At 58.3% G+C, this 26,034-nt stretch carries 27 protein-coding genes and 2 pseudogenes; 13 read left to right on the top strand and 16 right to left on the bottom strand.

The window, feature by feature from the left end:
* Position 1: 1 nt before the first annotated feature.
* The 3 genes and pseudogenes from BLO97_RS13810 to BLO97_RS13800 all read left to right on the top strand — a co-directional run bounded on the left by BLO97_RS13810 (position 2) and on the right by BLO97_RS13800 (position 2,327).
* Positions 2-1,075 (top strand): protein-glutamate methylesterase/protein-glutamine glutaminase, encoded by a 1,074-nt coding sequence (locus BLO97_RS13810; RefSeq protein ID WP_003203057.1) that lies wholly within the window; start codon positions 2-4, stop codon positions 1,073-1,075.
* Positions 1,076-1,525: 450 nt separating this feature from the next.
* Positions 1,526-1,708 (top strand): annotated as a pseudogene (locus BLO97_RS13805) (LuxR C-terminal-related transcriptional regulator); the annotation flags it as partial.
* Positions 1,709-1,784: 76 nt separating this feature from the next.
* The gene (locus tag BLO97_RS13800; RefSeq protein WP_072406658.1) at positions 1,785-2,327 is read left to right on the top strand and encodes a hypothetical protein; all 543 of its coding nucleotides are present in this window, start codon (positions 1,785-1,787) and stop codon (positions 2,325-2,327) included.
* Positions 2,328-2,478: 151 nt separating this feature from the next.
* On the opposite strand, the gene BLO97_RS13795 is transcribed toward BLO97_RS13800, so the two are convergent.
* A complete protein-coding gene (locus BLO97_RS13795) occupies positions 2,479-2,676 on the bottom strand; it encodes an MbcA/ParS/Xre antitoxin family protein (RefSeq protein WP_092346264.1) in 198 nt (65 codons plus the stop codon).
* Between the two features lie 224 nt (positions 2,677-2,900).
* Positions 2,901-3,824 carry a DMT family transporter gene (locus tag BLO97_RS13790; RefSeq protein WP_092346262.1) on the bottom strand — a complete coding sequence of 308 codons (924 nt, stop codon included), beginning with the start codon at positions 3,822-3,824 and terminating at the stop codon, positions 2,901-2,903.
* Positions 3,825-3,934: 110 nt separating this feature from the next.
* On the opposite strand from BLO97_RS13790, the gene BLO97_RS13785 reads away from it, so the two are divergent.
* On the top strand, positions 3,935-4,801 hold the full coding sequence (locus BLO97_RS13785) for a LysR family transcriptional regulator (RefSeq protein WP_092346260.1): 867 nt from the start codon (positions 3,935-3,937) through the stop codon (positions 4,799-4,801).
* Positions 4,802-5,519: 718 nt separating this feature from the next.
* On the top strand, positions 5,520-6,041 hold the full coding sequence (locus BLO97_RS13780; protein ID WP_092346258.1) for an HIT family protein: 522 nt from the start codon (positions 5,520-5,522) through the stop codon (positions 6,039-6,041).
* On the opposite strand, the gene BLO97_RS13775 is transcribed toward BLO97_RS13780, so the two are convergent.
* Positions 5,995-6,666, bottom strand: a complete 672-nt coding sequence (locus BLO97_RS13775; RefSeq protein WP_092346256.1) for a DUF2268 domain-containing putative Zn-dependent protease — start codon at positions 6,664-6,666, stop codon at positions 5,995-5,997. The genes BLO97_RS13780 and BLO97_RS13775 overlap by 47 nt on opposite strands.
* A gap of 60 nt (positions 6,667-6,726) precedes the next feature.
* Here BLO97_RS13775 and BLO97_RS31935 point away from each other — a divergent pair.
* Positions 6,727-7,072, top strand: a pseudogene (locus BLO97_RS31935) (cytochrome c).
* Between the two features lie 93 nt (positions 7,073-7,165).
* On the opposite strand, the gene BLO97_RS13765 reads toward BLO97_RS31935, so the two are convergent.
* From BLO97_RS13765 to BLO97_RS13755, 3 genes are all read right to left on the bottom strand, one after another.
* Complete coding sequence (locus tag BLO97_RS13765; RefSeq protein ID WP_092346254.1) at positions 7,166-7,801, bottom strand: pyridoxamine 5'-phosphate oxidase family protein; 636 nt, start codon at positions 7,799-7,801, stop codon at positions 7,166-7,168.
* Between the two features lie 34 nt (positions 7,802-7,835).
* Positions 7,836-8,354 carry a GNAT family N-acetyltransferase gene (locus BLO97_RS13760; protein WP_092346252.1) on the bottom strand — a complete coding sequence of 173 codons (519 nt, stop codon included), beginning with the start codon at positions 8,352-8,354 and terminating at the stop codon, positions 7,836-7,838.
* A 439-nt stretch (positions 8,355-8,793) separates the two neighbouring features.
* Positions 8,794-9,753, bottom strand: a complete 960-nt coding sequence (locus BLO97_RS13755) for a hypothetical protein (RefSeq protein ID WP_092346250.1) — start codon at positions 9,751-9,753, stop codon at positions 8,794-8,796.
* A gap of 341 nt (positions 9,754-10,094) precedes the next feature.
* Here BLO97_RS13755 and BLO97_RS13750 point away from each other — a divergent pair, with 341 nt between their 5' ends.
* The 5 genes from BLO97_RS13750 (at position 10,095) to BLO97_RS13730 (ending at position 12,814) form a co-directional block, all read left to right on the top strand.
* Positions 10,095-10,367, top strand: a complete 273-nt coding sequence (locus tag BLO97_RS13750; protein ID WP_063320592.1) for a hypothetical protein — start codon at positions 10,095-10,097, stop codon at positions 10,365-10,367.
* Between the two features lie 169 nt (positions 10,368-10,536).
* Entirely contained in the window at positions 10,537-10,851 is a 315-nt protein-coding gene (locus BLO97_RS13745; protein WP_092144732.1) for a type II toxin-antitoxin system RelE/ParE family toxin, read from the top strand.
* Position 10,852: 1 nt separating this feature from the next.
* The gene (locus BLO97_RS32095) at positions 10,853-11,371 is read left to right on the top strand and encodes an addiction module antidote protein (RefSeq protein WP_092144647.1); all 519 of its coding nucleotides are present in this window, start codon (positions 10,853-10,855) and stop codon (positions 11,369-11,371) included.
* A 237-nt stretch (positions 11,372-11,608) separates the two neighbouring features.
* Positions 11,609-12,058, top strand: a complete 450-nt coding sequence (locus tag BLO97_RS13735) for a GNAT family N-acetyltransferase (protein WP_092144645.1) — start codon at positions 11,609-11,611, stop codon at positions 12,056-12,058.
* 135 nt (positions 12,059-12,193) lie between these two features.
* Positions 12,194-12,814 (top strand): hypothetical protein, encoded by a 621-nt coding sequence (locus BLO97_RS13730; RefSeq protein WP_092144643.1) that lies wholly within the window; start codon positions 12,194-12,196, stop codon positions 12,812-12,814.
* A gap of 363 nt (positions 12,815-13,177) precedes the next feature.
* Here BLO97_RS13730 and BLO97_RS13725 read toward each other — a convergent pair whose 3' ends face one another.
* The 3 genes from BLO97_RS13725 to BLO97_RS13715 all read right to left on the bottom strand — a co-directional run bounded on the left by BLO97_RS13725 (position 13,178) and on the right by BLO97_RS13715 (position 14,714).
* Positions 13,178-13,432 carry a DUF2790 domain-containing protein gene (locus BLO97_RS13725; protein WP_092346248.1) on the bottom strand — a complete coding sequence of 85 codons (255 nt, stop codon included), beginning with the start codon at positions 13,430-13,432 and terminating at the stop codon, positions 13,178-13,180.
* 112 nt (positions 13,433-13,544) lie between these two features.
* A complete protein-coding gene (cynS, locus tag BLO97_RS13720) occupies positions 13,545-14,015 on the bottom strand; it encodes a cyanase (protein ID WP_063320589.1) in 471 nt (156 codons plus the stop codon).
* 39 nt (positions 14,016-14,054) lie between these two features.
* The gene (locus BLO97_RS13715) at positions 14,055-14,714 is read right to left on the bottom strand and encodes a carbonic anhydrase (RefSeq protein WP_092346246.1); all 660 of its coding nucleotides are present in this window, start codon (positions 14,712-14,714) and stop codon (positions 14,055-14,057) included.
* Between the two features lie 109 nt (positions 14,715-14,823).
* Here BLO97_RS13715 and cynR point away from each other — a divergent pair, with 109 nt between their 5' ends.
* A complete protein-coding gene (gene cynR / locus BLO97_RS13710) occupies positions 14,824-15,711 on the top strand; it encodes a transcriptional regulator CynR (protein ID WP_092144730.1) in 888 nt (295 codons plus the stop codon).
* A 168-nt stretch (positions 15,712-15,879) separates the two neighbouring features.
* On the opposite strand, the gene BLO97_RS31630 is transcribed toward cynR, so the two are convergent.
* The 5 genes from BLO97_RS31630 to BLO97_RS13690 all read right to left on the bottom strand — a co-directional run bounded on the left by BLO97_RS31630 (position 15,880) and on the right by BLO97_RS13690 (position 21,220).
* On the bottom strand, positions 15,880-16,062 hold the full coding sequence (locus tag BLO97_RS31630; RefSeq protein ID WP_158265806.1) for a hypothetical protein: 183 nt from the start codon (positions 16,060-16,062) through the stop codon (positions 15,880-15,882).
* A 237-nt stretch (positions 16,063-16,299) separates the two neighbouring features.
* Positions 16,300-16,884 (bottom strand): DUF805 domain-containing protein, encoded by a 585-nt coding sequence (locus tag BLO97_RS13705; RefSeq protein ID WP_092346244.1) that lies wholly within the window; start codon positions 16,882-16,884, stop codon positions 16,300-16,302.
* A gap of 380 nt (positions 16,885-17,264) precedes the next feature.
* On the bottom strand, positions 17,265-19,664 hold the full coding sequence (locus BLO97_RS13700; RefSeq protein ID WP_092346242.1) for a TonB-dependent receptor: 2,400 nt from the start codon (positions 19,662-19,664) through the stop codon (positions 17,265-17,267).
* Between the two features lie 129 nt (positions 19,665-19,793).
* Entirely contained in the window at positions 19,794-20,717 is a 924-nt protein-coding gene (locus tag BLO97_RS13695) for a FecR family protein (RefSeq protein WP_092346240.1), read from the bottom strand.
* On the bottom strand, positions 20,714-21,220 hold the full coding sequence (locus BLO97_RS13690) for an RNA polymerase sigma factor (protein ID WP_092346238.1): 507 nt from the start codon (positions 21,218-21,220) through the stop codon (positions 20,714-20,716). Before BLO97_RS13690 ends, BLO97_RS13695 begins: the two co-directional genes overlap by 4 nt.
* A 198-nt stretch (positions 21,221-21,418) precedes the next feature.
* Here BLO97_RS13690 and BLO97_RS13685 point away from each other — a divergent pair, with 198 nt between their 5' ends.
* Positions 21,419-23,404: a M10 family metallopeptidase C-terminal domain-containing protein gene (locus BLO97_RS13685; protein WP_092346236.1), complete on the top strand. Its 1,986-nt coding sequence runs from the start codon at positions 21,419-21,421 to the stop codon at positions 23,402-23,404.
* 28 nt (positions 23,405-23,432) lie between these two features.
* On the opposite strand, the gene BLO97_RS13680 is transcribed toward BLO97_RS13685, so the two are convergent.
* Both BLO97_RS13680 and BLO97_RS13675 read right to left on the bottom strand, forming a co-directional pair.
* Positions 23,433-24,761 carry an alpha/beta hydrolase gene (locus BLO97_RS13680; protein WP_092346234.1) on the bottom strand — a complete coding sequence of 443 codons (1,329 nt, stop codon included), beginning with the start codon at positions 24,759-24,761 and terminating at the stop codon, positions 23,433-23,435.
* Positions 24,762-24,979: 218 nt separating this feature from the next.
* Positions 24,980-25,915, bottom strand: coding sequence for an Atg14 domain-containing protein (locus BLO97_RS13675; RefSeq protein WP_092346232.1), 936 nt, complete (start codon positions 25,913-25,915; stop codon positions 24,980-24,982).
* Positions 25,916-26,034: the final 119 nt, after the last annotated feature.

Raw genomic sequence — 26,034 nt, 5'->3', positions numbered from 1 at the left:
TATGTCAAAAAAGATCAATGTACTGCTGGTGGATGACTCTGCGGTGGTTCGCCAGGTGTTGCTGGCGATCCTCAGCGACACACCGGACATCCACGTCATGGGCGCGGCGTCCGACCCGATTTTCGCCATGGACAAACTGGCCAAGGAATGGCCCGACGTGATCGTGCTGGACGTGGAAATGCCGCGCATGGACGGCATCACGTTCCTGAAAAAAATCATGAGCGAGCGCCCCACTCCGGTGGTGATCTGCTCGTCCCTGACGCCCCGGGGCGCGGAAACCACCTTGCAGGCGATGGCCGCTGGCGCGGTGGAAATCATCACCAAGCCCACCACCGGCCTGAAGAACTTTCTGTTGGAGTCGGCGCCGGAACTGGTGTCGGCGATCCGTGCCGCCGCCCAGGTCAACGTGCGCAACCTGGGCAAGCGTCCCGCCCCGATCGCGCTGACGCCCGCGACCAAACTCACCGCCGACGCCATGCTGCCCGCCGCCAACGGCCACGCCATGGCACAGACCACCGAACGCATCGTCGCCCTGGGCACCTCCACCGGTGGTACCCAGGCCCTGGAAGCGGTGCTCACCGCCCTGCCACGAGTGTGCCCGGGCATCGTCATCGTCCAGCACATGCCGGAAAAATTCACCGCCTCGTTCGCCGCCCGGCTGAACAGCCTGTGCCAGATCGAAGTGCGCGAGGCCCGCAACAACGACCGCATCCACCCGGGCCTGGCACTCATCGCACCAGGCGGCAAGCACATGATGGTGACCCGCAGCGGCGCGTTCTATCACGTGCAGGTGGTGGATGGCCCACTGGTCAACCGCCACCGCCCTTCGGTGGATGTGCTGTTCCGCTCCGTGGCCAAATTCGCCGGCCGCAACGCCACCGGCATCATCATGACCGGCATGGGCGACGACGGCGCCCGCGGCCTGAAGGAAATGCTCGACGCCGGCAGCACCACCGTGGCCCAGGACGAAGCCAGTTGCGTGGTCTTCGGCATGCCCAAGGAAGCGATCAAACTCAATGCGGCGCAACGGGTGATGGGGTTGCAGGAGATTGCGCAGGTGATCTTGCATCGGTAACAACGACCGTCCCTACAGTGGAGCTTGATCAGGTGAATGATCGCTCCCCACGCTCCGCTTTCTGGAAAGTGACGCAGAGCGTCACGGGATGCATTGCCCACGCAGAGCGTGGGAATGATCGACCGCAGTGGGCTTGTCGCCACAGGCGCTCCAGCAGCCTGTGCCTACACGGGCGAAATCGTCGCCAGCACGCCGATCAAAAGAGTCAGTGCCAAAAACCCACCTAGAAAAATCGCCATCCTCGCCATGAACACTCCTGGACCAAAAAATTGCAGTACACGGGTAGCCCGATAGGCCAGCCGCGTGATTATTCTGGGGCTGGGCCCGGGGTCATTACAGAGGCACCTGGCGCAGAAAAATACGGATCAGACGAACGCCTTCCCTCGTCGCACAACTTTCAATAGGCGAAAAAAGTTAAAGCCATACCGCGAAGTTCTCTCTCCGACTGACGGCGAGCGCGAGGTGATGGAGCTGGTCGTGTCAGGGCTGTTGAACAAGCAAGTGGCCGCCCGATTGGGCTTGAGCGAGGTGACCGTGAAAGTGCGGCACGGGTCGTTGATGCGCAAGATGAATGCGGACTCGTTGGCAACGCTGGTGAAGATGTCGGAAAAACTCAAGGAAGCCGATCGCTAGCGGCCCATGATCACGGCTATCATTGCCGTTCGCCCTGTTGCCGGGCGATGTCGCTGCCCCCCTCAAGGACTCAGGTATGAACCTTCTGCCGTCACGCTCCACCCTCTTCGTCTCCAGCCTTTTGCTCAGCTCGCTGTGCTTCGCCGAAGGCGAGCCAACCGACGGCAGCCTCATCAAGGACTCGACCAAGGCAGCCGTCTCAAGCTTCATTACCGCTGGCAAGAACCTGTTGGGTGGCGTCAGCGAAGGCGTGCTCGATGGCCGCGAATCGGCCCAGGGCGCCGACGGCGCGGCGATCATTTCCTCCAACGAGCAACTGAAAGACCGTGTCTCCATCGAAGTCCTGAAGCTGGAGCCCGTCGACGACACCTTCAGCGTCACCCTCGGCTTCAAGAACAGCACCGACACGCAACTGCGCCTGATCAACCTCGGCCAAACGGGCGCCTTGCTCGCCATCGACCAGGCCGGTTACGCCAACAGGCTGGCAGGGTTTGAAAACCCGGATGAAGTCACCATTCCGCCGAAGACGGCCGTGCGCCAGAAGTTTGTGTTTGAAGGGTTGAACGAGAAAATCAACACCGTGCGCGTGTGGGGCCAGGATTATCAGGTTAAAAAATAAGGTGGCGGTACGTTGATTGTCCCAAGTGGCATCCCACGCACGGGAGCGATCGAAAGTTGTTAGCTCGAAACACAACCGTGGCGAGGGAGCTTGCTCCCGCTGGGCTGCGCAGCAGCCCCAAAACAGCGAGCTTCACGCCCCGACAAAGGACTCATTGATATACCCCGTGTTCAATCCGAGTCAGATAATCCTCAACCACTTGAAAGCCTTGCGAACTGTCGATCAGCTCCAGCGGTACATGATTGTCCAGGTACTTGCAGGGCTTCTGCAGCCAATCCTCAGCCAAATGCCGACTGCCGAAAACACCGGTGGCGTGCTCCAAAGTCTTGGCGTAGCGGCTTCCAGGCATTGATTTGTCCTCACGATCTAAAACGAAGCTGGGTGTACCGGATGCAACGCGCAGCACTGAGACAACGCCAGATCGTAAGTGCAGTACTTCCGAAGGCCAACCTTAAAAAGTTGTCAGAGACTTCCTCGATTTCTCCCAAAGTGATCACTTGCCCGTCGGACAGTGTTCAAAAACAGTCTGTGTGGCTACAACATCCAACATCATTGCCTACATCTACTACAGAATCAGCTGGCTTTCGCCACACTCACCGGCCCGAAATTCAACGCAAGCACACTCGCCAACACGATAACCGCCCCAACACTTACCATCGCCGCTGGACGTTCGGCCAGGACTAGACAAGCCATCAACATCGCCGTGGGCGGTATCAGGTAAAGCGCCATGGAAGCGCGGCTCACGTCGCTGTGAGCCAGCACGTAAGCCCAGGCGAGGTACGCCAGCGCGCTGGGGAAAATACCGAGAACCAACACCGCCAGGTTCACCGAAGCCGGAGCCTGTCGTGCCGCGCTCAACATGCCCGGCGCGAAAATGAACAACAGGAGTGTGCCCGACCAGACGGTGTAGCAAACCAGGGTCAAGCCTTCGTAACGATGGGTATGGTGCTTCTGCAAAGCGAAATACACACTCCAGGACAGCGCCGCCAGCAGGATCAATAGCCCACGGGCGTCCATGTCACCCCAGCCTCGATCCCCCGTAACGACCACGGCAGCGCCAAGCAAGCCGCACAGGACACAGCCCCATTGCCAAGCGCCGACTCTTTCCTTGAAGACAAAATGCGCCAACAACGTGCTGAATAACGGCGTGGACTGGGCCAACACACTCGCCGCCCCGGCACTGACGCCCCGTTGACCGTAATTGAGGGCGATGTGGTGCAGGCTCACGGCAAAGAAACCCAATACCGCCAGCAACGGTAAATCCCCGAGACGCGGCCAGGAAATACCCTTCGCCATCGCGACGACGGCCATGAACACCGAAGCGATGAGAAACCGCATCAACGCCAGTTGACCCGGTTCGTAGGCCTGCAAGCCGATGCGAATACCAATGGGCGAATAGGCCCAGCAAAGAATCACGAACGTGGTCGCCAGGATCACTTTTACGCGGGGTCTGCTGGGGTTCTTCAAGCCCTCAAACGGCACACAACGGGTTTCCATTCAGAGTTCCTGCGCACTGGGCGTCTGGTCGATTTACCCTGAAGTATCAAAACCACCCACTCTCAATACAAGTGACTTAAACTCAGCCAACCATTCACTTTGGGTGAGCTATGGAACTGTCCCAACTGCGCATGCTCAAGACCGTCTGCGACACCGGCAGCATCGCCCGCGCCGCCGAAGTGCTGCACTGCGTACCGTCCAACATCACGGCACGGCTCAAATCCCTGGAGCGGGAGTTGGGTACACCGTTGTTTTTTCGTGAAGGTCGCGGCTTGCGGGTCAGCCCGGCGGGCGAGGTGCTCCTGGGTTATGCGACAAAAATCCTCGGCCTGACGGAAGAAGCCCGCCGCGCGGTAAACCCCAGCCACACGCCAAGCGGACCGTTGCGCATTGGCGCCATCGAATCCAGCGCCACGGGGCGCCTACCGCAGTTATTGGCCAAATATCACGCGCAGTATCCTCAGGTGTCGCTGGAACTGAGCACGGGGACTTGGGCGCAGTTACTGGACGATACCCAGCACCACCGGCTCGACGGTGTGATCGTGGCGGTCGACGTGGAACGGCCGGGGCTCAAGCGCGCCGTAATGTACCGCGAAGACCTGATGCTCATCGCCTCCCAATCCCACGGCCCCTTGCGCAATGCCGCAGACCTGCAAGGCAAGGCGATCTTCATGTGGCCCCCAGGCTGCCCGTACCGCTTTGCCCTGGAGCAGTGGTTGCTACGCCATGACCAAGTACAACCGATCATCAGCATCGCCAGCTATGGCGCCATCGTCGGCTGCGTCAGTGCCGGTGCCGGCGTCTCGCTGGTGCCGCGTGGGATCTATGAGCAATACCGTCAGGGGGCTGGCTGGACAGGGTATGAATTCCCTGGATTGACGGGCATCGACAACCTGTTCTACTGGCATGAAAACGCTGGCCGGCATCCTGCCAGGGAAGCGTTTTTGACGATGTTGAAGACGGAGTTCGAAGGGTAGTTGCAACCTCGCCGAAAAAGCCATTGGACTGCGCTGAGCGACATCCCGCTGACCATCCTTGTGCACTCTGATGCATCCCTGTGGCGAGGGGATTCATCCCCGTTGGGCCGCGAAGCGGCCCTAAAGCGTTCACCTCGGTGCCCGGACAACACAAGACCCGTGGCGAGGGAGCTTGCTCCCGCTGGGTTGCGCAGCGACCCCAACCAAGCTGAACGCGTTCTGCCTGATGCACCGCGGGGTAGGTTTTAGGGCTGCTGCGCAGCCCAGCGGGAGCAAGCTCCCTCGCCACGGGTCCTCATCAACCGCACCTGTCAGCGCACGGCTGAGAAAAATGTACATAGTTGAAGGAACGGTCCGTGCCCCTCCCCACAAAAGCCATTGGACTGCGCTGAGCGGCATCCCGCCGACCATTCTTATGGCGAGGGGATTTATCCCCGTTGGGGCGCGAAGCGACCCCAAAGCTGACAACTCGGTCCACCGACCAAACAAAACCCTGTGGCGAGGGAGCTTGCTCCCGCTGGGTTGCGCAGCGACCCCAACCAAATTGAACGCGTTCTGCCTGATGCACCGCGGGGTAGATTACAGGGCTGCTGCGCAGCCCAGCGGGAGCAAGCTCCCTCGCCACGGGTCCTCACCCGCCTCGCCTGTCAGCGCACGGCTGAAAAATGTTACATAGTTGAAGGAACGGTCCTAACCGCACTACGACAGGGAGTCAGCTTTGGAACTAGCACCACCGTTTATCCTCCATGAAACGAGCCATTGGACAGTCAACCATCACTTGGCGTCCGCCCTGCCCGGCTACCTCATGCTCGGCTCCAAGGCTCACGTGAACTCATTGGCTCAATTACCTGCGCCGGCATTAGCAGAGCTGGGTGGCCTGATGGCGCATGTCCAGAGCGTTCTTGAAACACAGCTCCACCCCAAATGGCTTTACATCAGCCGATTCGGCCACGATCCCCGCTACCCCATCCACTTCCATTTCATTCCGGTGTACGACTGGGTCGAGACGTTGTTTTGGAAAGATACGCGGTACAGGCTGCTGGAGACTTTTGGGAGCCCAGGGAATGCCCAGACAATGACCGACGGTGCGGAGCTGACGTTGTTCATTTGGCGGGAGTTTGGGGAGAGCACGACGCCGCCAGCCATTCAGGGGCCGTCGATTGAGCAAGTGATTGAATGTTTGCGCGAGTCGTTCAAGGCTCGGCCAACACCAGACCTTCCTCCAGCGCAATGGCCATGATGTCTGCTGCGGGTACGTTGACCCAGGTTAAACTGTCGGTTTCCCCCCTCAATGCAAGCCAGCGTCCAACCATTTGATAACCCAATGAATAACCGAGCCATTTGGGTTTGTCGCCGACACCGAAGAACCACTCGTTGTGATCGTAATGCCTCGATTCAAGCGCTTGTAGTCTAGCCGGTGAGCGCAAAAGATCCGCAGATGCAATGGCATACTCCCAAGGCTCTGGATCGCTACCGAGCAAATGCCGAACAAACTGGCCGGCCAGTCCTTCGCTGACCAAAGCTTCGCCTAGAGTCCAGCCGTAGCCAGGACCGTCCATGCGCAGGCAATGATGAACCTCATGGATAACATGTCGGCGTAATGCACCGGCGCTCAGGCTGGAAAAGAAATTTGGATTGTCGGGATCAAGGGTCATGGTGAACATCGAACTGCGATACGCCCGCCCTACCAAACCCATTTCCGTAATGGTTTCGCCCGGAAGCCTCTGAATCAGAATATCGAGTCGCGGCGGAGGCATCAGGCGCGCTATGGCCTCATAAGCGGCGGCGAATTCATCAGCCAGCTTGCTGCGAAGCTCGGCCAGGCTCCCCGAGGCTTCCAGCCAGTGCAGCGTCCATTTCTCCATGACCCTCTCCTTTCAAGTACTGGCTCGACGGCACTAGGCCGCTCGCGACAGTAAATTTCCATGGCGCAGCTGTCCGTGTCGATACAGATTCGGCTGCCCTCGCCTGCCAGGTCATCTCTGGCAAAAAACTATCGCGGTTCCGTGTGCCATGGCTCAGATATTAAAGGAACAGGCGCCTTGGCCAAGAAAAGCCCCCCCATCCCCGACCTTACGACACCCCGCCTTCAAAAAACGACTGACCGATTACCCGGGAGTGATAGTCTCGTCGATCATACTTCGCCCAAATGGAAACCTGATTCCAAGGACCTTGAAAGAGAATGGCGTGAAGATCCCGCCGCACCCTTGGAGCGTCAAGGACCTGCGCGATCTGCATCAATACATGAGTGAGGTCATTTCAAATAAATGATCTTACGGGAAACTGCCCCCTCGGCTTATCGATAACAACAGGCAATGCCCAGATTTCTCGGACCTGGGCATTGAAGTGTTTCAAAAAACACCGTCAGTAAAGCGTATTGGCCACACGCTCCGGCAGTGCCTTGTCATAAGCGTCGCCATCGACCTGCGATGGGCAGATGCGCTTGAACACCTCACCTGCCGTGGGCAGTGCGCTGCGCTCGATCTGCCGCTTCACGTCCCACAGCCCCGCCCTGATCACCGCCCTGCTGCACTGGAAATAAACACTGGTTACGGTGACTTCCAGAACGGTTCGAGGGAGCTGCCCTTTTACTGCGAAGCGGGACAACAGGGCTGGCTCGATGGATATCCTGGCCGTGCCATTCACGCGCAAGGTTTCCCCCACGCCCGGCACCAGGAAAAGCAGCGCGACCCGGGGATCCTCAACGATGTTTCGCAGCGAATCGATACGGTTGTTGCCGCGGCGGTCGGGCAAATACAGCGTCTTGCTGTCATGGACATGAACGAACCCCGGCGCGTCGCCCCTCGGAGACGCGTCCAGCCCTCCGGGGCCTGAGGAAGCGAGGATCGCAAAGGATGCAGCCTCTATGAAGGGCTGGTAAACCGGATGGATATGGTCGACTTCCTTGAGGATTGAGGGTTTCGCGACGGGGCCATAGAGGCTTTCCAGCGCTTGCATCGTGGTGATGTAGGCGCTGCTGCTGTCGTTGTCGCGTTCCATGCTTGTCTCCGTTGCAGGTATTTAAAAATCGTATTCAGGTGACTGACCAGACCATTGCACAGCGGCTGCCCGGTGCGTATCCGCGTTGGTATTCGGCACTCAACAGGGCCGCCAGTCGCGGCCCCAGGTCTTGGGTGGCTTGAGCCTGGAAACCCATGCGTGCATAAAACGGAGCGTTCCAGGGCACGTCAATGAATGTTGTGAGGGTGACCAGATGCAGCCCGTTGGAGCGGGCATGCTCCTGGGCAACCTCTATCAGACGCCGCCCCACGCCCCGGCCCTGCCAGGGCCGCGCGACGGATATCTCATGGATATGAAGAGCCTCGCCGTAGCGCTCGGCACTGAGAAACCCTTGCGGTGCGCTTTCGTCATCGAGGGCAACCCAGCACGTCGACAACGCAATGAGCTGGCGATGTCGCTCGACAGACATCGGCGGCGACTGCGCCACCCAGCTCAGCCCATCAATGCTTCCGAACACCAGGGCGGCGGACGCCTCGATGGCGGACAGTTTTTGTGCGTCGTCCGCAACGGCGACACGAACAGTCACAGGCATAGGTTCCCTCGGTTCTGTGAATGGACTGGCCCGATCAAGGGCCTGGCAGGCCGCGCCCATTCGTTGGCGCAGCCTGCGCAAGCATCAGCGCAATGACCCTTGTGGTCAATGCGCCTCCCTCATCAGCTCGGCCACCGCTTTCTCCAGAAAGCCCACGCAGCGTTCATCCAGCCAGGTGCCCTCGGCAAGACTGGGCTCCTGTTGCATGGCTTGGCGGATCTTCTGATGGGTGCGCGGATCGTCTCCGGCATAACCCCGGAACAGGGCGAGCCAGCGCCCGGCCAGTGCCCGCCCCTGCTCTCCAGGTCCGCACGGTCAATCCCGTGCGCTTGGCCAGTTCACCCACTCGAAGCAACATCGTTTCAACTCCTGTTTCCTTAGACGACGCCCATGCTGCAGCCTCACGTTGCGTGAGGGTCAAGCCCCGGGTGGACGACCCTCAGGGCTTGGAACGCATCCGGCCGCGGATCGCCATGTACAGGCAACCCCAGGCAATGAAGCCAACGACCACGCCTCCGACGATACCCTCCAGCAGGTTCAAGGAAAAACTGAATGGCTGCTCGGCCCAGTAGAAGGTCGTCGAGCCCGTTCGAAAGCCACTGACGCGCAGCCGTCCGGTAAAAATGGCCGGCACCAAGGTCATGATGTTGGTCAGTTCCAACACCGCAAAGAAGGCGCCCAATAGCATGAGCAAGGCTCGTGCGGGCATGCCCAGTTTCTCGGTCGGCTCAGGCGCAGGAGCGTCGCCGTTTTCCCGGCGCTGACGGGCTGCCCTTACCGCCTTGCCGCTGGTAGGGGCCGGAGTTGGCCTATAGGGCACCTTCACAACCGGCGCCGCCCCTTCGACCACCTCGGTGGGCAGCGCCACGCCCAGGTAGTCGGCCAGCTCCCGCAGCCACAAGTCCGTGCGTTGACTGCCCGGCACCACCGGAACGTTGTCGGTGGTCAGGCGGTGCGCGGTGCCATCGCGCAGTATCAGCCACAGCTGGGTGCGAGCTCGCCCAGCCTGCGGGAGGCGGCGCAGTTCGAGGAATTTGGCAGCCTCGATCTGGAAGGCCGATTGCACACGCTCGCGGCGCCCGAAAAAGTTGCGGGTCAGGCGCTTGCCTTCGCCGTCGACCCGCGACAACACCAACGTCTCGTGGACGCCGGTGTACACCACCAGCAGCAGGCCAAGGGCAGGAATCAGCAGCCACAGCAGCACCATCAATAGAGCGGACAGTGGATCCACCTCAGCCATCAACGAGGCCCCGTCAACCATCACGAACACGGCGAACGCCATTGGCAAGATAAAGGCCAACGCCCCTATCACCAACACGACCAAGCTCTGCACCACGTTGCGCGAATGGATGTGCAGGTCACCCTGCGCCGTGCGCTCGAACCGATGTCCTATCAACATGCATGACTCCTGTTGCGTTGCTTTGCAGACTGTTCGAGGGGTTGGGATGACGATTGAACGCCTCGGGCCAGGGTGGGGTTTCAGGGGGCGGAGAATACCTGATGCCCGGGAGACTCAGGAATCGGGTGGGTTTTCTGCGGTGTGAGCAATTGGTCCTACGGAAATGGATCACGTCGATTCGTTTCCTTGGAGAATTCTCATGATTCCTACGAAGGCGTCGGAATCTCTCACCTTGTTCGTCTTGGGGGCGCAAATCTATAGTTCTTTCCGTCGCCAACCATGGTGATCAGGTTTGGCGACCTGCGTATCGGATAAGCCCTCTAACCAAATGGAGCAATCCCATGCAGAGATACATCCCCATCACCGGCATCGACTGCACCCCAGCCGCCCTGCTTATCGACACCCAAGCCCCCCTTGACGTCCTGCACGCAACTGCCGATTACCGTATCCGTACCGTGACCCAGGTATTGGAAAACATCGCGTTTCGCTCCGAGATTGCCAGCGATACGGTGGTGCTTTCGGATTTCGCGCAGCTTTTGGTGATTCCGCTGCGGGATGGGTGTGATTTGCTGGAGGTGATTGGTAGGCGACTTCAGGCGCAGGTCGAAAACTAATGGAACGACGGGCGCCTGAGAGCGCCCGTTTTCACGCAACTGCAGCATACAAATAGCGCCTACTGCCAGCCAGAGCGACACCATCGGCTCTATGTTCGATGAAAAGAACCATGATCTGCAGTCAATCCTCCCATCTATCAGGAGTAGCCATATGGCTACAAATGAGACTATGATCGATAAGAAAATGTACGAGATCCACCAGACGCCCGATTTTGAGGATTGGCTTGACAGTGTGAAGGATGCTCAAGGAAAAGCGGCCATCTTGGCCCGCCTGGATCGCGCCCGAAATGGCAATTTTGGTGATTGCGAACCGGTTGGCGATGGGGTGAGCGAAATGCGTGTTTTTATCGGACCGGGGTACAGAATCTACTTTGTACGCTCGGGGACCGCAGAGTACTTGATGCTCAGCGGAAGCGATAAAACAGATCAAAAACGAGGCATTAAGAGAGCCAAAGTGATTCTTGATGCCCTGAGAGGTCAATGACATGAGCGACAAATTCAATCCTGAGGATATGCCGGTCCTTAGCCTCGGCACTACCGGTACGACTCGTTACGAGGCTTCGCGTTTTCTCGATACCCCAGAAGCTATAGCGGCTTATCTGGCTGAAAGTATGAAAGCCGATGACACAGAGAGTCTTATTCATGCGTTGGCCGAGGTCGCAAAAGCTAAAGGTGTCAATAAAGTCGCCAAAGATGCCGGAGTTAATCGTGAAAGCCTTTATAAGGTGCTGAAATCTGGAGCAAAAACGCGGTTTGAAACCATCAGGAAATTGATGACCGCGATGGGTGTGGAACTCACGGTACAACCGATTAAAACATTAGCGGTGGCTTCCAAAGCTGCGGCTCCAAAAGCTGGAAAACCACCGGTCGCTGCATCAAAACCTACAGCAAAATCCGCTGCGAAAAAACCAGCCGTACCGGCGGCTAAAACAGACGCGAAACCTGCTGCGAGAAAATCAGCTGAGGAAGCTGGGTGGGAAGCTGGGGACAGACCACGATTTTGAATCCATCTGCGAAACCTCGCACAGCTTCACGGGGCTCCCCTTTTAAGAACAAATCTGCGTTGTCGCGAATCGCTGCATGAAGCTTCGGATATAGCACCCTGAGTCCTTCAATAAGCATGAACATCTGCGATGTTGACTTCCCCCTTGACCAGTGGAAGTGCAAACATGAGTGTCAGCGTCCGGGGAAGGCACATTGCGATGCGCTAAGCTGTAATCCTTTAGGATTGAGGTCCCAGCATGGAATGTCACGTTCGTCCCGCCACGAGCAGAGATGCAGCAGCGATAAGCCGCGTAGTTATTGCCGCCCTGCGTGAGTCAAATTCACAGGACTATCCGCCTGATGTGATCGCTCAGGTTGAGCAGAGCTTTTCTCCTGAAGCCATCACCACACAGCTTACGAAGCGTAGGGTCTTCGTAGCCTTATTGGGCGAAAACATTATTGGCACTGCCGGTCTCGACGGTGATGTGGTCAGAAGTGTTTTCGTTGACCCGGCTCACCAGAAAGGCGGTATCGGGCGGCATTTGATGGATGTCATTCATACAACTGCTGCCAGCGCAGGAGTTGGAGCTGTACGTGTGCCCTCGTCGATTACAGCTGAAAGGTTTTATACAGCGTTGGGTTATCAGAAAATCCGAGAGGAGTTTCATGGGGCGGAGCGCACCATCGTTATGGAGAAGCGGCTGTAGGGTAAGCGTCCAGTTAAGTCATCTACCGATCCAGCTATCAGCATGAGGATGACTGCTTGCCGCCCATGCCGTAAGGTTCGCTACCAAAATCACCACAGCCTTCCAGTGGTGGCAATACAGCAAAGAGAGCGAACAATGAACACCTTCAGATCATCAATCCAAAACGTAGCTGCGGCCATAGGCCTCATCGCAGCAGTGACAGTCGGGGGATGCGTGATGATCCCTTATGACACGCCGGAATCAAAAGCCCAAATCCAGCGCGATCTGAAAATTGCACCATCGGATATTCAAGCCGTGTCGGAAACGAACTGGTGCTTGTTCCCATATGGAAGCGAAGGCAGCTGCAAAGCCACTCAAGGCCTGGGAGTGTTGACCAGCAAAGGCCTGATCCTCAGTCTCTACAACAACCACACCTACACTGAAACCGCACGCATCCTCCCAGAACAAGTGCAGTGCGTGAAGACAGTTGGTGGTCGCACTGGAGTCGAACCGTTCGTTGTATTCACCAAAGACCGAGCGATCATGCTCGCCGTCATTACGCCTGGTGGACAAATGAATGTGCCTGTGAAAGTCAGTTTCTTTGATTACCTGACGAAGCCAGGGCAGCAAGTCTTCACTGGAGCGGATGGCGGATATGTGCGCAAGTCGGGTCGACAGCAAACCGTAGGCGGAATGGTGTCAGGCACTGCCATTCCGTGGCATACAACACTCGACGTAACCGAGGTTTTTAACCCTTGCCAGCAGGTTACAGATTAACAAGGAGTGGTGCGTTCCCTCGCAAGCGGTGCGCGCAGGCCGAAGCCCGTAGGTATGAAGGATGAAGCCGGAAGGGCCGAGACGCCCCGGTGGCTCGGCTCGCGACAGCCGCCCTCGTGAAGCTGGTGAGGCTGGGGACAGGCCACGATTTTGAATTCACCTGCAAAAAAGGAAACAGATTTTTTATCAGAAAAACAAATCTGTTCCTTTCTCCAGAATACCGTACGAGTAGAAGCAGCAAGCGTGGCGCGAGGCGCAAGTAGCGAAGGGTATTGCCCTCAAAAAGCACAGGGGTCGGCGGATGTTTGCCGCCCTCCCCCGGCGCCGAGTGATCAAGCGCCAGGTGAGTCAACGGCAGAGGAGTCAATTGGTACAGCCCGTACCTATAACCTGGCACTCCATGATGTGCCGATCGCCCTTGGAGTCGTCGTAAGTCATCCGCACCGGCACTACGTCGCAGATATTGGGTATTGGAGTCATCGCCACAATGTGCGCGATATCCAGGTTCTGAGAGTAACGATAGGGCTCGACCCTAACTTGCGCTGCCTGAGTATCCTGTTCATCGGCCATGGCGACAGAGCCAAGGCAGCCCAGGAATAAAACGAGTAACAGTCTCATAGCAATCACCTGCAATGAGGGCGTGAGAAGGCCAAAGCACTCAATTTGTGCTCAGTCGTAATAAAGGTTTGGGGTGTAGCCCGGTCGCCGCCAGACGCCGGGCTGACTTACATCAGAAAGGCTTGGTAGGCAGGTACTTGCCGTCCAGGGTGATCACGGCACGATGGCCGCCCTCCGGATCTTCGACTTTCTTGATGTCCAGCTTGAAGTTGATGGCACTGATGATGCCGTCGCCGAACTTTTCGTGAACCAGAGCTTTGAGGGTGGTGCCGTATACCGAGATCATCTCGTAGAAACGGTAGATGGTCGGATCGGAAGGTACGCCGTCAAAAAAGCTGCCGCGAATTGGCATCGATTGCAGCAAGGCGATCTGATCAGCATCGAGGTCGAGTTTCCTGCCCACGACATTGGCGGCGCTGGCAGGCAGCGGATGCTGGCCGAGCAAGGCAGCAGTGACGAAGGCTTCGGACAAGCCGGTGCCGTCAACGATTTCGGCGAAGGACAGGTCTTTGCGAGCCTTAGCCAGAATGATGGTTTCAGTCAGCTCCTGGCGAGCGGTGCGTGTGGCTTGAGTCTGGATCATGGCGTATCTCCTGGGTTAGCAAGGGTGCAGGTACAGGCTTCAGGCAACGTGCCTGGCTTGTTGGGAAACGGCGTGAACTTCGGAGTTCTCCGCGAGGGACACGAAGATCCCGGTACTGCCATCGAAGGCGTCGATACGCCCGCTCTCGATGTCATAGACCCAACCATGCAGGGTCAGGCGGCCTTCTTCGAGAGCCAGGCGAACGGATGGGTGTGTCTGGATGTTGGCCAACTGCGCGATGACGTTTTCGCGCACCATGGACGCTACTTTGCTCGGCAGATCCGGGTGTTTGCGGGCTTCGTTAACGACCTTGGCCGAGTCGGCGTAACGGAGCCATCCGGCGACGGCAGGCATGTGATCCAGACACTTGCAAGTTGCCACAGCGGTCATCGCGCCGCAGTCGGAGTGGCCGCATACCACGATGTCTGCGACCTGAAGTGCGGCGACTGCGTATTCAACCGAGGCCGAAACGCCACCCGGCTCTGGCCCATACGACGGCACGATGTTGCCGGCATTTCGAATGACAAACAGATCGCCTGGCTCGCGCTGGGTGACTAGTTCCGGCACCAAGCGGCTATCAGAACAGGAGATGAACAGCGCTCTCGGGCTCTGCTGATTGGCCAGGTCCTTGAACAATTTGGCTCGCTTAGGGAAGGCGTTTCTTTGGAATTTCAGAAAACCGTCGATGATCGCTTTCATGGTTGCTGTCTCAATGTCGCGGGTGTGAAACAAAGACTAAGCAACGCGTTACATAAGGTAAAAGTCTCATTTATTATGAGATGGATCAGATTACCTTATGGCAAAAACCATGCTTGCTCGGCACGTCCAATATTTCCTCGCGGTTGCGGAACATCTCAGTTTTACGAAGGCCGCAGCGGCGCTGCACGTCTCTCAGCCAGCCCTTTCGCAGCAGGTGAGGCAGTTGGAAGAAAGCCTTGGAGCCCAGTTGTTCGACCGCTCAGGACGCACAACCCGTTTGACTGACGCGGGAGACGTCTATCTTCTGTATGCGCGCCGTGCTTATCAGCAATTGCGGGAAGCCAAAAGCGCCATCCATGATGTGAGCGACCTCACCCGCGGCTCATTACGCCTGGCCGTGACGCCGACGTTCACGACCTATCTGGTGGGGCCGGTGATCGAAGCATTTCACTCCCGGCATCCTAAAATCACTCTCAACCTGAAGGAGATTTCCCAAGAGCGCATTGAGGAGCAGCTTTTGGCAGGAGATTTGGACGCGGGGATCGCGTTCGATGAAATAAATACACCGAACATTGATGCCGTCCCTTTGCTGAACGAAACCCTCGCTTTGGTGGTGAGTCGCAAACACCGCTTGGCCGAGGAGCGGTCCATTGGATTGCAGGACCTGAATGCTGAATCCCTGATTCTGCTCAGTCCAGAGTTTGCAACCCGCGAACAAATCGACCGCTACTTCCGCAAACACGCGATTCATCCTCAGGTGCAGATGGAGGCTAATGCCCTCGGCGCCGTGATCGAAATTGTTCGCAGGACAAATCTATCGACTTTGTTGCCTGCCAAAATAGCGTTGGCCCATGATGATCTGGTGGCTATCGCACTGGAGCCCGAGCGCTTGCAACGCACCGCCGTCCTTATGCGGCGCAAGGATGCCTTTCAGAGCGCAGCGATGCGAGTTTTCATCGAGGTGGCTAAAGAGGTATCCATTCAACTGAACGTGTAATACCTGTGCTCGTCGAGCTTGACGGGGCTGAGCCGAGCCTGTGCCGTGTTGATAGCAGGCTTGTTGGAAAACAACAGACTGCCCCTTTTTTCGGAACGCTGCTGTCCGCACGAAGATATGCTCGGACGCTGCGATTGCAGTGGCGGTTTCTGGCTGGCTCCAGCCGGTCTAGGGAAAGGGGGCAGATTTATTATCAGAAAAAATAAGCCTGTCCCATTTTTTTGTCCCGTTTTTTTCCATTACAACATTAGCGGTGACTTCCAAAGCTGCGGCTCCAAAAGCTGGAAAAACACCGGTCGCCGCATCAAAACCTATAGCAAAATCCTCTGCGAGAAAATCAGCTGCGGTCAAGCTTGGCGCATCGGAAGACCTCCAAACCTGCCCGGTGCTGGCAATACAAATAACAAAAGGGGGCCCGATAAGGGAACGAAACTATTTTCAAGCAAATAAATCAGTCCCCTTTTTTACTTGGACATCACCGCGGCGTACGCAGGGCTATCGCGTGGTGCGCGCAGCGCTCTCTACAAAGGCACCTGAGCACTTGGCGCCGCGCAATGAGGCGAAGCATGGACTTCGCGTACGCTAACGTTATGCCTGAACCAATGCATTAACGAACCACTCGTAGAGTGCCTGTGGGTGGTATTGGGGAAAATACGCAGCTAGCACGGTTGAAGTTACAAGCACCAGAACCACCAACAGCGCGGTAAGTAGCTTTACCAACGTCGAGAGAGGTGGATTGGGCGGGCCGTATTTATTAATCGCTTTACGCCCCGGAAGCATGATGAGCGGAAGCGTTATCACAAAGCCGATAACAGGGAACACCCAGAGAATTCCCCATATCGGACTCCAGCCTAGATCACGTGCCCTACGTACCAGTAGAGACACGTCGAGCAGGATGGCAGGAACGACAACGGTGACACCGACTATCAGCAAAACCACCAGTTGATGGCGCAACCCCACCATAAAGAACGACAGCAAAATGCACGGAAGAACCAGCACCAAGGGCACACGAATCAGCCAGAAGCGCGCCAGAGAAATACGCCCGGAAAAATCAAAAATCCTGGGTTTTGAAAACGTGACAACCTCGTCGTCAATCAGTTGGGCGTCGCCCAGTTGGTATGGGTTTTCGATTTCGCTGCTGATGCTGCCGAAAACGGGTTCTATCCTTGCCATTTAGTGCTATTTCCTTGTGTTTGATGGTGCTATTCACGTCACAACGTTTACGCTTGGTATCTAATCGAAGGCCGGCATCAAACTCAAGAGGAAACGCTATCGTGTAAGGGGGGCTGTGCGCACCACAGCATGTGGGGGTCTGTCGCATGGTGCGCGCAGTACACCTTATGAAGTGTTTTGCCGCTAGTAAGAAGGCGGGTCATGTCCCTACTCTGAACGACGGCTTCTGGCCGACTCCTGCCTAGCAAAAGGCTCCAATCGACCTAATCACAGCAATAACAACAGAGGCCGCAAATGCAGCCTCTCGGAGCGCCTGGCGAAATCGCCTTTAGCGTGTTTCCACACAGCTTGCAACGGCACCTCCTTAATCGTGAGCAACCTCAGAAATCAACAGTAGCCGACACCTTCAGCGTACGCGGTGCACCTTGAGTCAAATAACCACCATTAGCCGAGGCCCAGTAATTCTCATCGGCAACATTCTCCAGCATCGCGTTGAAGGTCACCCCGCGGCCATCCATTTTCGTCCGATAGCGCGCGCCCAGGTCGACACGGGTCCAGGCGGGGATGCTGTATTCGTTGGCGCTGTCAACGAACTGGCCGCCGGTGCGCAGTAGCAGGCCGTTCAGGCTCACCCCGGGCAAGCCGGGCACATCCCAGTCGGCGCCCAGATTGAACTGGAATTTCGGCACCCCCACCGCCTGGTTACCATCGTCGCGACCGCCGGTGGTGCCGCTAAGTTCGGCTTTGGTCCAGGTGGCGCCGCTCAGGAGGCGCAGGCCGTCCAGCGGTTCGCCGAACAGGCTCAGTTCCACGCCGCGGTTGCGCTGCTCGGCATCCACCCGGTAGTAGCCGTCGCCGCCGAGCACGCCTTGCGGCTGCTCGATGCGGAACAGGCTGAGGCTGCCGCCGAAGGTGCCCCAATCGAGCTTGGCGCCCACCTCGGTCTGCTTGGAGCGATAGGGCGCGAACATCTCGCCGTTGTTGAGCGCGGCGGCCGGCGCGGTCGGGCCCTGTTGCAGCGACTCGACGCGGTTGGCATAGAGCGACAGGAACTCGGTGGGCTTGATCACCAGGCCATAGGCCGGCGTGGTGATGCTTTCCTGATAGCTGGAGGTGCGGACACCGCTGGCCGCGCTCCAGGCATCAGCGCCGATGGATTGGCGGCGCACACCCAGGGTCAGCAGCACGCGGTCGTCGAGCAAGCCCAGGGTATCGGACACCGCCAGGCTACGGTTCTGCACCTTGGCGGTGGTGTCCGGGTCGTGGATATCGCCGGAGACGCTGGTGGCCGGCGGCTCGGCGACGGGCTGGCCGTCATACAGATTGCCGAAGCCGCGACTGCCCGCCGCGGTGGACTCGAACGCGTTGCGCTTCTCCTGCCAGATACCGTTGGCGGCCAGGTTGATGCGGTGGCTGACCGGCCCGGTGGCGAGTTCGCCGCGCAGCCCGGTGACGGCGCTGAGGGTTTCCTGGTCCAGCGGCGAATAGAGGCGGCCGATACGGGCGTCGCCATTCGCGCCATAGACGTAGTTGGAGGCGTAGACGCCGTTCTCCCGCGTGTATTTGCCGCCGGCGCTCAGGTAGGCGGTCCATGTGGGCGACAGGTCGTACTCGGCGCTGAACATGCCATAGGTGTCTTCGAGCTGCGACCAGCTCCAGGGTTGCGCGTAGTTGTGGTCGGCGTCGGGTGCCGACGGCGTCTTGCCGTTGAGTGTGCTGGTGGGCCCCGTCGTGGTCAGGTAGACCACCGAGCGTCCCTCATTGACCCGTTGCTTCTGGTAACCGAGGTCCGCGGACAGGCGCAGACGGTCACCGCGGTAATCCAGACCGAGGGTGGCCAGGCTGAAGCGCGAGTGCTCATCGTCCACCGCGGTCTCGCCCTCGCGCTGGGCCAGGTTCACCCGCACGCCGAAGCGGTTGTCCTCGCCGAAGCGCTGGCCCAGGTCGAGGTGCCCACCCACTCGGCTGTCGCTGGCATAGTCCAGGGTGGCGCTGCGCGTGGGGGTGTCCTCGGCACGCTTGGAGACCACGTTGATCGCCCCGCCGACACCGCTGCCCGACGGCGATACACCATTGACAAAGGCGTTGGCCCCCTTGAACACCTCGACCCGCTCGACCGACTCGGTGGAGATGATCTGGCGCGGCAGAATGCCGTACAGGCCGTTGAAGGCAATGTCGTCGCTGAACAGCTGGAACCCGCGCACGACGAACACTTGGGAGAAGTTGCCAAAGCCAAACGACTGACGCACGCCCGGATCGCTGGCCAGTACATCGGCCAGGGTCTGCGCCTGGCGCTTCTCGATCAGCTCGGAGGTGTAGCTGGAGAAAGCGAAGGGCACATCTTGCATGTCCTGGTTGCCCAGCACGCCGATGCGGGCACCGCGCGCCGCCTCCCCGCCGGCGTACTCGGCCGGCAGGTCGACACGGTCTTCGGCGAGCCCACTGATAGTGGTCGGGCCCAGCTCCAGCACGCCCTGCTCGGGCTGCGGCACCAGGGTGATGGTGCCGTCGTTGCCGGCCTGGAAGGTCAGGCCGCTGCCCTCCAGCAACCGCTGCAGGCCGTCGACCACCGAATAGTCGCCCTTGAGCGCCGGCACCATGGCGCTGCCACGAGTCAGACCAGCGTCATAGAGCAACCGCACGTTGGCCTGCTCGGCGAAATCGGTGAGTGCCGCGTCGAGCCGCTGGGCAGGCACGTCGAGCTCGACGGCTCGCGCCTGTGCGGCGGCCATGGCCAGGGGAAGAACGGCTAGCGCCGCGAGGAAGGAAGTCGACCGCATGCTGATGTCCTTGGCTTTCAATACGAAGAAGTCGCATTTGCAGGAACGGAAGACGAAGGCGGCGATGATTTCTGAACCATCGCCGCCTAAATATTTTCTTTTTTTGAAGGTACAGGCGCGGCGCGGGGCTCAGCGGGACGTGACCAGGATCAACCCCGGCAGGCGCACCAGACGCACAGGCAAGGTGGTTTCCACAGCGCTCAACACCGCCTGTGGGTCGTCAAGGGCGAACACGCCGGTCACCTGTAGCCGGCGAGCGGCTTCGTCGACAAACAGCACTCGCGCAGACTGGCTGCGCTCAAGCTCGGCGAACACTTGCTCCAGCGGCTGGTCGCGGAACACCAGCTTGCCGCGCTGCCAGCTCAAGCGCTGGCGCGCATCCAGTGCCTGCGGCGCCTGCAGCGCCCCGCCGCGCCACTGCACCTGCTGCCCGCCGACCACGGGCAGCGGTTCGCTTCCCTCGCTGGAGGCCAACACGCGGCCGTCGCTTACCGCAAGGTCGACACCGCCCTCCTCCAGACGCACATCGAAGCGCGTGCCAGTGACGCGGATGCGCGCCTCGCCGGCCCTGACAGTGAACGGTCGAGCCGGGTCATGGGCGACCTGGAAATCCGCCTCGCCGCGGTACAGCCTGACCTCGCGGCGACCGTCGACAAACTGCCAGTCCAGCGCCGAATCGCCGTTGAGGGTCAGCAGCGAACCATCGGCCAGCCGCACCTCGCGCACCTCCCCCGGTTGGGTGCTGATGTCGGCATACAGGCCAATCCAGGTGCCACGCGGTAACCACAGGGCGAGCAACAGCATCGCAGCGCAGGCAAGCGGGGCCGCCCACAGTCGATGGCGACGTATCACGCGTACCTGGGGCTGCTCGGCCGGACGTTCTATCTGGCCGAGCAACGACCACAGCCCTTCCACCTCACGCAACGCCTGCTCGTGCTCGGGCGCCGCCTGGCGCCAGGCCTGCGCGGCATCGCGATCGGCAGCGGTGGCGCGGCCAGAATGCAGCAGCACCTGCCATTGTCGGGCCTGGTCGAGAAGCGAAGGATGATTCACGGCTGCGGGTCCATCTGCTGCTGGCAGTGTTCGAGGGCCTTCAGGATATAGCGTCCGGCCATGCTTTCCGAGACACCCAGGCGCTCGCCGATCTCACGCTGGGTCAGCCCGTCCAGGCGATTCCACAACAACGCCTGGCGCAGGTGCGGGGGCAAACCCTCGACCACGCGCTGCAGTCGCTCCAGGCGCTGGGTGTCGCTTGCCGCTCGCTCCGGACCCGGCTGGGCACTGACCAATTCGATGGATAGCTCCTCCTCGACGGGGCGGGATTTTTGCTGGCGGCGGTAGTCGATGATCAGGTTGCGCGCGATGCGATAGAGGAACGCACGAAGGTTGCCGATCTCCTGCCCGGATTCGCGCCTGCGAAAGCGCAGCCAAGTCTCCTGGCGCAGGTCGGCCGCCAGTTCTGCGCACTTCACCTGCCGTGTGAGGAAGTGCAGCAGTTCACTCGAATGGCTCTCGAACTGGCCGTCGGTGGAATGAGGATCGGATGGCCTGGACACGCAAGCGACTCAAGCGAGGAGGAGTCGCGAGAATATATCAGATGATAATGACTTTCAATTACTGACAGGCCTGCGGCATTTCGTCCTCCTTTTCCAGTATGGCCATCCCTGGAACGACCCTATCGTCGCCGCTGCTGGCAACCAGACTGAACCCTGTCTATTGTTTTTGGCGACGCAATAGCTATCGGAGGCATGGACATGAATCAGAGCATTTCGCCCGCCGCTTCAGCCGTGGGGAAAACAGGCATGGTCGCCACGTCCTTGTGGGGCTCGGACAAAATCGGCGGTATCACGGTCGATCCGGACGGTGCTATCTGGCTTGGCGCCTATAGTCGCCTGGGACTCGGCGGCGAAGAGGATTCAGGCTTCACCGGCAGCCTGGTCCGGTTCAATGCCAACGGTAGCCTGGACCGCCACTTCAGTGGCGACGGTAAATCCCTCCTGCCTGTGGCGCTCGATATCGAGGACGGCGGTAATGCCGCGGTGCAGCCGGGAGGGGGTTACCTGGTGGCGCAATACGTGAAAGTAGGCGACACCTGGGTGTCGGGCGTAAGCCGTACCTTGGCTGACGGCAGCCTCGATACGAGTTTCGGGAATGGCGGCACCGCGACAGTGCCTTTCTACTGGAATGACTCTCTAGGCCAGCAAGCGTCGTTCTCCGTGCAACGCGACGGCAGTTTTTTCGCCAGCGCCGCGTATCCCTCTGGGGAGATCTATATCGCCCGCTTCGACGCGACGGGGGCCTTGGTCTCGTCTTTCGCAGAGGCCGGGATCCTGCACCTGCCAGCGTCCGTCGGCATTCAACCCAGCCGCACGATCGACGTTTCGCTGCAGGGAGACGGGAAGGTATTGGTCACGGGGCAGGATACCCTGACCCGCCTCAACCAGGACGGTACCCTGGACAGCAGCTTTGCCAACGGCGGCAGCCTGGCCCTGGATGTTCACGCAGACGCCCTCGTCCTCCAGGATGACGGCAAAATTCTCCTGGCGGGCGCCTCGGGCGGCGTGGCGACCGTCATCCGGCTCAACGCCGATGGCTCGCTCGACACCGATTTCGGTAATCAGGGTCGGGTAAGTTGGGGCTCGCAAAGCGCGCCTTTCGCCGTAGCCGACATGGTCGTACTGGCCGACGGCAAGCTGTTGATTGGCGGAAGCCAAGGTACAAGCGCGGACGGCTATCTGGCCGCCCTGGTCCAGTTGAACCCCGACGGCAGCCTGGACCACAGCTTTGGCAATCCCGACGACGGCTATTACCACCTTGACGGTGGCCGCGATGATGACTTCTTGCTCGGCACCGCCTCGTTCGACGATGCGATCTTCGGCGGGGCCGGCAACGATCTGCTCGATGGCCAGCAAGGTCGCGACCTGCTGACGGGCGGTGCCGGGGCCGATACGTTCCGCTACCAGTCAGTCACAGACAGTTACCGAACCGCAACCGCGGCCCATAGCGACCGCATCACCGACTTCGACCCCAGCACCGATACGATCGACCTCGCCTCCCTGGGCTTCCTCGGGCTGGGCAATGGACATGACGGAACGCTGGCGATTCGAGTCAATGAAAGCGGGACGCGGACCTACCTCAAGAGTTTCGATGCCAACGCGGATGGGGAACGCTTCGAAGTGGTCTTCGACGGTGACTTGAGCCAAGCGCTGAATGAAACCAACCTCCTGTTCCAGCCAGCCAGGCTGATGGGCACCGAAGAGGCCGATCGTTTACAAGGCAACGCTCGCGGCGAAATCATCGAAGGATTCGCGGGCGATGATCGCCTTCATGGAGCGCTAGGCAATGATGTATTGGTTGGCGCAGAGGGCCGGGACCTATTGACGGGTGGCGGCAACAACGATGTGTTCCGCTTCGACGTACTGAGCGACAGCTACCGTACCGCCACCGAAAACCACACTGATCGCCTGGTTGACTATACCGCGGGTGAAGACACGATCGATTTGTCCGCCTTGGGCTTTACCCGGCTGGGAAACGGTTACAACGGCACGCTGGACGTGGTTTTCAATGAAACCAAGAACCTGACTTACTTGAAGAGCTACGAAGCCGACGCCTCTGGGGCTCGATTCGAGTTGAGCTTGGTCGGGGACCACTCCGGTTACCGTGACTTGGACATCACTTTCGCCGAGCCCCCGGCAGAGGAGGTCTTTCAGTTGATCGGAGTGGCTGACTTATGGGTGTAGAACGCAAACATTTGCGCTGGCGGCAGCTTCAAATAGGCGGCGCTATCTGCCCGGCAGGGATTCCACAATCCGTCGGGGCCAGGGGCATCGTCTCAGAGTGCTGGACCTCTTCCAGAAGCGTATGCAGTAGCGATTGCATTGGTTTCTCCCAGATGTCGACATGACTAGGAATAACACCCCTCGTGGCGCGAATATTGTAAATAGGAAATCGGTGGGGAATGTGCGTGCCGGCCTCTCCACGGTCTATGAAATGCCCGTCAGCTACCTCTGCGCAATCGGCGCTACTATCACACCGGGTAAGCTCCAGCTTGCCGTCGATGCACATGCTCAGCGGCCTCCCATTGCCTGCAAAGGAGAAGGTGGTTGCTCGATCTGAACAACTGCTGACCGTCTTCAGTTGATGCGTAATGTATGGAGTGTAGTGCCCTATCGCGGTGACATCCTGTTCCTTGTAGGCGCCATCTGGATATCCTTGAAAAATAGTCCCTAGATGGCGGCCTATCTTAAAAAAGAAGCCTGTAGCGGAATCAGCTTTGGAGGTAATGATCATTAGCCGCGGCTTCTGCTCATCAGGGTATTCGAAGTTCCGCGCATAACTATAGATCGGTCGCAACCGCATGGCTTCGAAGGCCGGGTTTATCAGCACCACGAGGTCAGCAATTGGTGTGTACTGCTTGCTCCGCTGGCAGTCCCGACGAATCTGTTCGGCAATGCCATCCGACAGAGCGGAATAGAGGATGGCCCCACCGAAGCTATGCCCTATTACTAGGAGCCGCGATGTCGGGTTTCGACTACGAATATCGGAGAGGGTGCGTAACAGCTCCGTCACTCCACCAGCGTTGCCGATGGTGTGAGCTGTGTTTTTGCGATCCCAGAAAGTACCCAGATAGCTGGGGCCATAGCCTAGTACCGAATCTGAGTTGATCGACTCCCCACGCCAGCCAACGTAGATACCGACAGCTGGCTTGCCCTGCTTAACCTCTTTGACCAGGTTGCGGAAGTTCGTTATGTCGGAATCGTCAATCTTGGCATTGTGATGCCAACCGTGGATGTAGACGACCATCATCCCCCCATGCTCGGCAACAGCTTTTGCCGCCGTAAGCCCAGCGTTGAATTGGTTGCGACTTTCCGCGTTCCCAAACTCATCGAACTCAACAAAGTTGACGCACCGATCCCCCCCCGTGCATTCCATCGAAGGGGCAAGCTTAAGTGCGGGAATCGTTCTCCCTTTCTCATAGTGGATCACACCGGTTGGGTCGGGAGGAGCGTCCCGTAGGGTTCTGTAAGGGGTATTGGGCGTGCACCCAGAGAACAGTAGAGCTAGTCCAAGAAAGGTGAGGTATCGAACGATAAGCATGTTTCCTCCGTGAAAATTGGTTACCCCAGCCTTCAGTACATCGAGGAGAGCTTCTTGGGGTTGGATACTAAATGCTGAATGGCTACGATTACGGCGATCGCATGATTCATCATTAACAATCTGGGCATCGATAATCGCAGCGTGATGCAGCAGCCCCCCCACGCCAATACTTGAAGATTACAAATCAAGTAACCCGCCCCCCTGAGCAGCTTCTAAAATTACGCTGACTCGACACACTCGTCCAACTTCGCCATCAGTTCATTTTTTTCAGCAGCGGGAACTGCCTGTCGCGCACTAATCACTCTGTCTAACGCCGTCCGCTTATCTTCATTCAACGTATCGATTTTCTCCTTCAGCAGATCCGCACGACTTCTCGTTAAGTCTTTCTGCCCCTCATCGTCCGTAGCTACTATTTGTCTATTTAGAGATTCAAACTCACCCTGACTCATTTGTATCTCATCCGTCAACCTCTGCACTTCATCTTCAGCTAGAGCCAGCTCAACTTCAGCCGCGCGCTTATTACCGGCAGCTGTCTGGCCCCTTTCAAATGCCAGCTTGAGCGCATCAACATCGGGAGCCATGAGTTCAAGGCTCCACTGAGCATCAAAAAGCTTGTCCACAGTTTTATTTATTTTTTCGTTTACTTCCGTAATCTCCGCCAAAGTTATCGCCCTGTAAGGGGTAATTCTATTTCTCAGACATCTAATTGAGTCATAGGCCTGACGATAGTTATGCGCCTGAACATCAAATTGATATCTTTGTGAATAAATAGACGATGCAGCCGCCAGACCAGCACCTCCGTAGATCGCTCCACTTTTCTCAAAAAAACCGCCAACCACGCCCACAACGGCACCTAAAGCAGTCCCGTCGCTGGATGTATAAGATTTCGTTCTATATTCGATTGCTGTCTTCTTAAACGATTGTTCATACAGCTTTAAAGATCTAATCAAATCACCGTAATTTTCAGCGGGATCTAGCCCACCGATAGTTTTATCAGGGTTATTTTTTACCTCACTGGAGGAGCCGTCTCCTGCAACAACCACGGAGTACTCCGACGGTTCCTTCAGCGGAATTGGATTATTAGAGCACCCCGGAATTACGATTACAGCAACTACAGTTAAAGCCCTATACTCCATGAAATGACTTCTGGACATTCCGTTGTTCTCCTAAGTTCGCACCAGACTCAGGGTAGCCCATAGCCATCACCACGTCAAAGCGCCCGCTTAAAAATGTAAAGCCTCGAAGTTTTCACTTTCTCCAACTATGCAATTGT

The sequence above is a fragment of the Pseudomonas sp. NFACC05-1 genome, assembly GCF_900100135.1.
GTDB lineage: Bacteria > Pseudomonadota > Gammaproteobacteria > Pseudomonadales > Pseudomonadaceae > Aquipseudomonas > Aquipseudomonas fluorescens_Q.
Note: the sequence above shows the minus strand (reverse complement) of the source record. Positions and strands in the feature narration are given on the sequence as shown.

Bases quoted from the DNA above. Each gene is read 5' to 3' on its own strand.
- BLO97_RS13810 (WP_003203057.1), top strand. From the start codon at position 2: ATGTCAAAAAAGATCAATGTACTGCTGGTGGATGACTCTGCGGTGGTT.
- BLO97_RS13800 (WP_072406658.1), top strand. From the start codon at position 1,785: ATGAACCTTCTGCCGTCACGCTCCACCCTCTTCGTCTCCAGCCTTTTG.
- BLO97_RS13795 (WP_092346264.1), bottom strand. From the start codon at position 2,676: ATGCCTGGAAGCCGCTACGCCAAGACTTTGGAGCACGCCACCGGTGTT.
- BLO97_RS13790 (WP_092346262.1), bottom strand. From the start codon at position 3,824: ATGGAAACCCGTTGTGTGCCGTTTGAGGGCTTGAAGAACCCCAGCAGA.
- BLO97_RS13785 (WP_092346260.1), top strand. From the start codon at position 3,935: ATGGAACTGTCCCAACTGCGCATGCTCAAGACCGTCTGCGACACCGGC.
- BLO97_RS13775 (WP_092346256.1), bottom strand. From the start codon at position 6,666: ATGGAGAAATGGACGCTGCACTGGCTGGAAGCCTCGGGGAGCCTGGCC.
- BLO97_RS13765 (WP_092346254.1), bottom strand. From the start codon at position 7,801: ATGGAACGCGACAACGACAGCAGCAGCGCCTACATCACCACGATGCAA.
- BLO97_RS13760 (WP_092346252.1), bottom strand. From the start codon at position 8,354: ATGCCTGTGACTGTTCGTGTCGCCGTTGCGGACGACGCACAAAAACTG.
- BLO97_RS13755 (WP_092346250.1), bottom strand. From the start codon at position 9,753: ATGTTGATAGGACATCGGTTCGAGCGCACGGCGCAGGGTGACCTGCAC.
- BLO97_RS13750 (WP_063320592.1), top strand. From the start codon at position 10,095: ATGCAGAGATACATCCCCATCACCGGCATCGACTGCACCCCAGCCGCC.
- BLO97_RS13745 (WP_092144732.1), top strand. From the start codon at position 10,537: ATGATCGATAAGAAAATGTACGAGATCCACCAGACGCCCGATTTTGAG.
- BLO97_RS32095 (WP_092144647.1), top strand. From the start codon at position 10,853: ATGAGCGACAAATTCAATCCTGAGGATATGCCGGTCCTTAGCCTCGGC.
- BLO97_RS13735 (WP_092144645.1), top strand. From the start codon at position 11,609: ATGGAATGTCACGTTCGTCCCGCCACGAGCAGAGATGCAGCAGCGATA.
- BLO97_RS13730 (WP_092144643.1), top strand. From the start codon at position 12,194: ATGAACACCTTCAGATCATCAATCCAAAACGTAGCTGCGGCCATAGGC.
- BLO97_RS13725 (WP_092346248.1), bottom strand. From the start codon at position 13,432: ATGAGACTGTTACTCGTTTTATTCCTGGGCTGCCTTGGCTCTGTCGCC.
- cynS (WP_063320589.1), bottom strand. From the start codon at position 14,015: ATGATCCAGACTCAAGCCACACGCACCGCTCGCCAGGAGCTGACTGAA.
- BLO97_RS13715 (WP_092346246.1), bottom strand. From the start codon at position 14,714: ATGAAAGCGATCATCGACGGTTTTCTGAAATTCCAAAGAAACGCCTTC.
- cynR (WP_092144730.1), top strand. From the start codon at position 14,824: ATGCTTGCTCGGCACGTCCAATATTTCCTCGCGGTTGCGGAACATCTC.
- BLO97_RS13705 (WP_092346244.1), bottom strand. From the start codon at position 16,884: ATGGCAAGGATAGAACCCGTTTTCGGCAGCATCAGCAGCGAAATCGAA.
- BLO97_RS13700 (WP_092346242.1), bottom strand. From the start codon at position 19,664: ATGCGGTCGACTTCCTTCCTCGCGGCGCTAGCCGTTCTTCCCCTGGCC.
- BLO97_RS13685 (WP_092346236.1), top strand. From the start codon at position 21,419: ATGAATCAGAGCATTTCGCCCGCCGCTTCAGCCGTGGGGAAAACAGGC.
- BLO97_RS13680 (WP_092346234.1), bottom strand. From the start codon at position 24,761: ATGCTTATCGTTCGATACCTCACCTTTCTTGGACTAGCTCTACTGTTC.
- BLO97_RS13675 (WP_092346232.1), bottom strand. From the start codon at position 25,915: ATGTCCAGAAGTCATTTCATGGAGTATAGGGCTTTAACTGTAGTTGCT.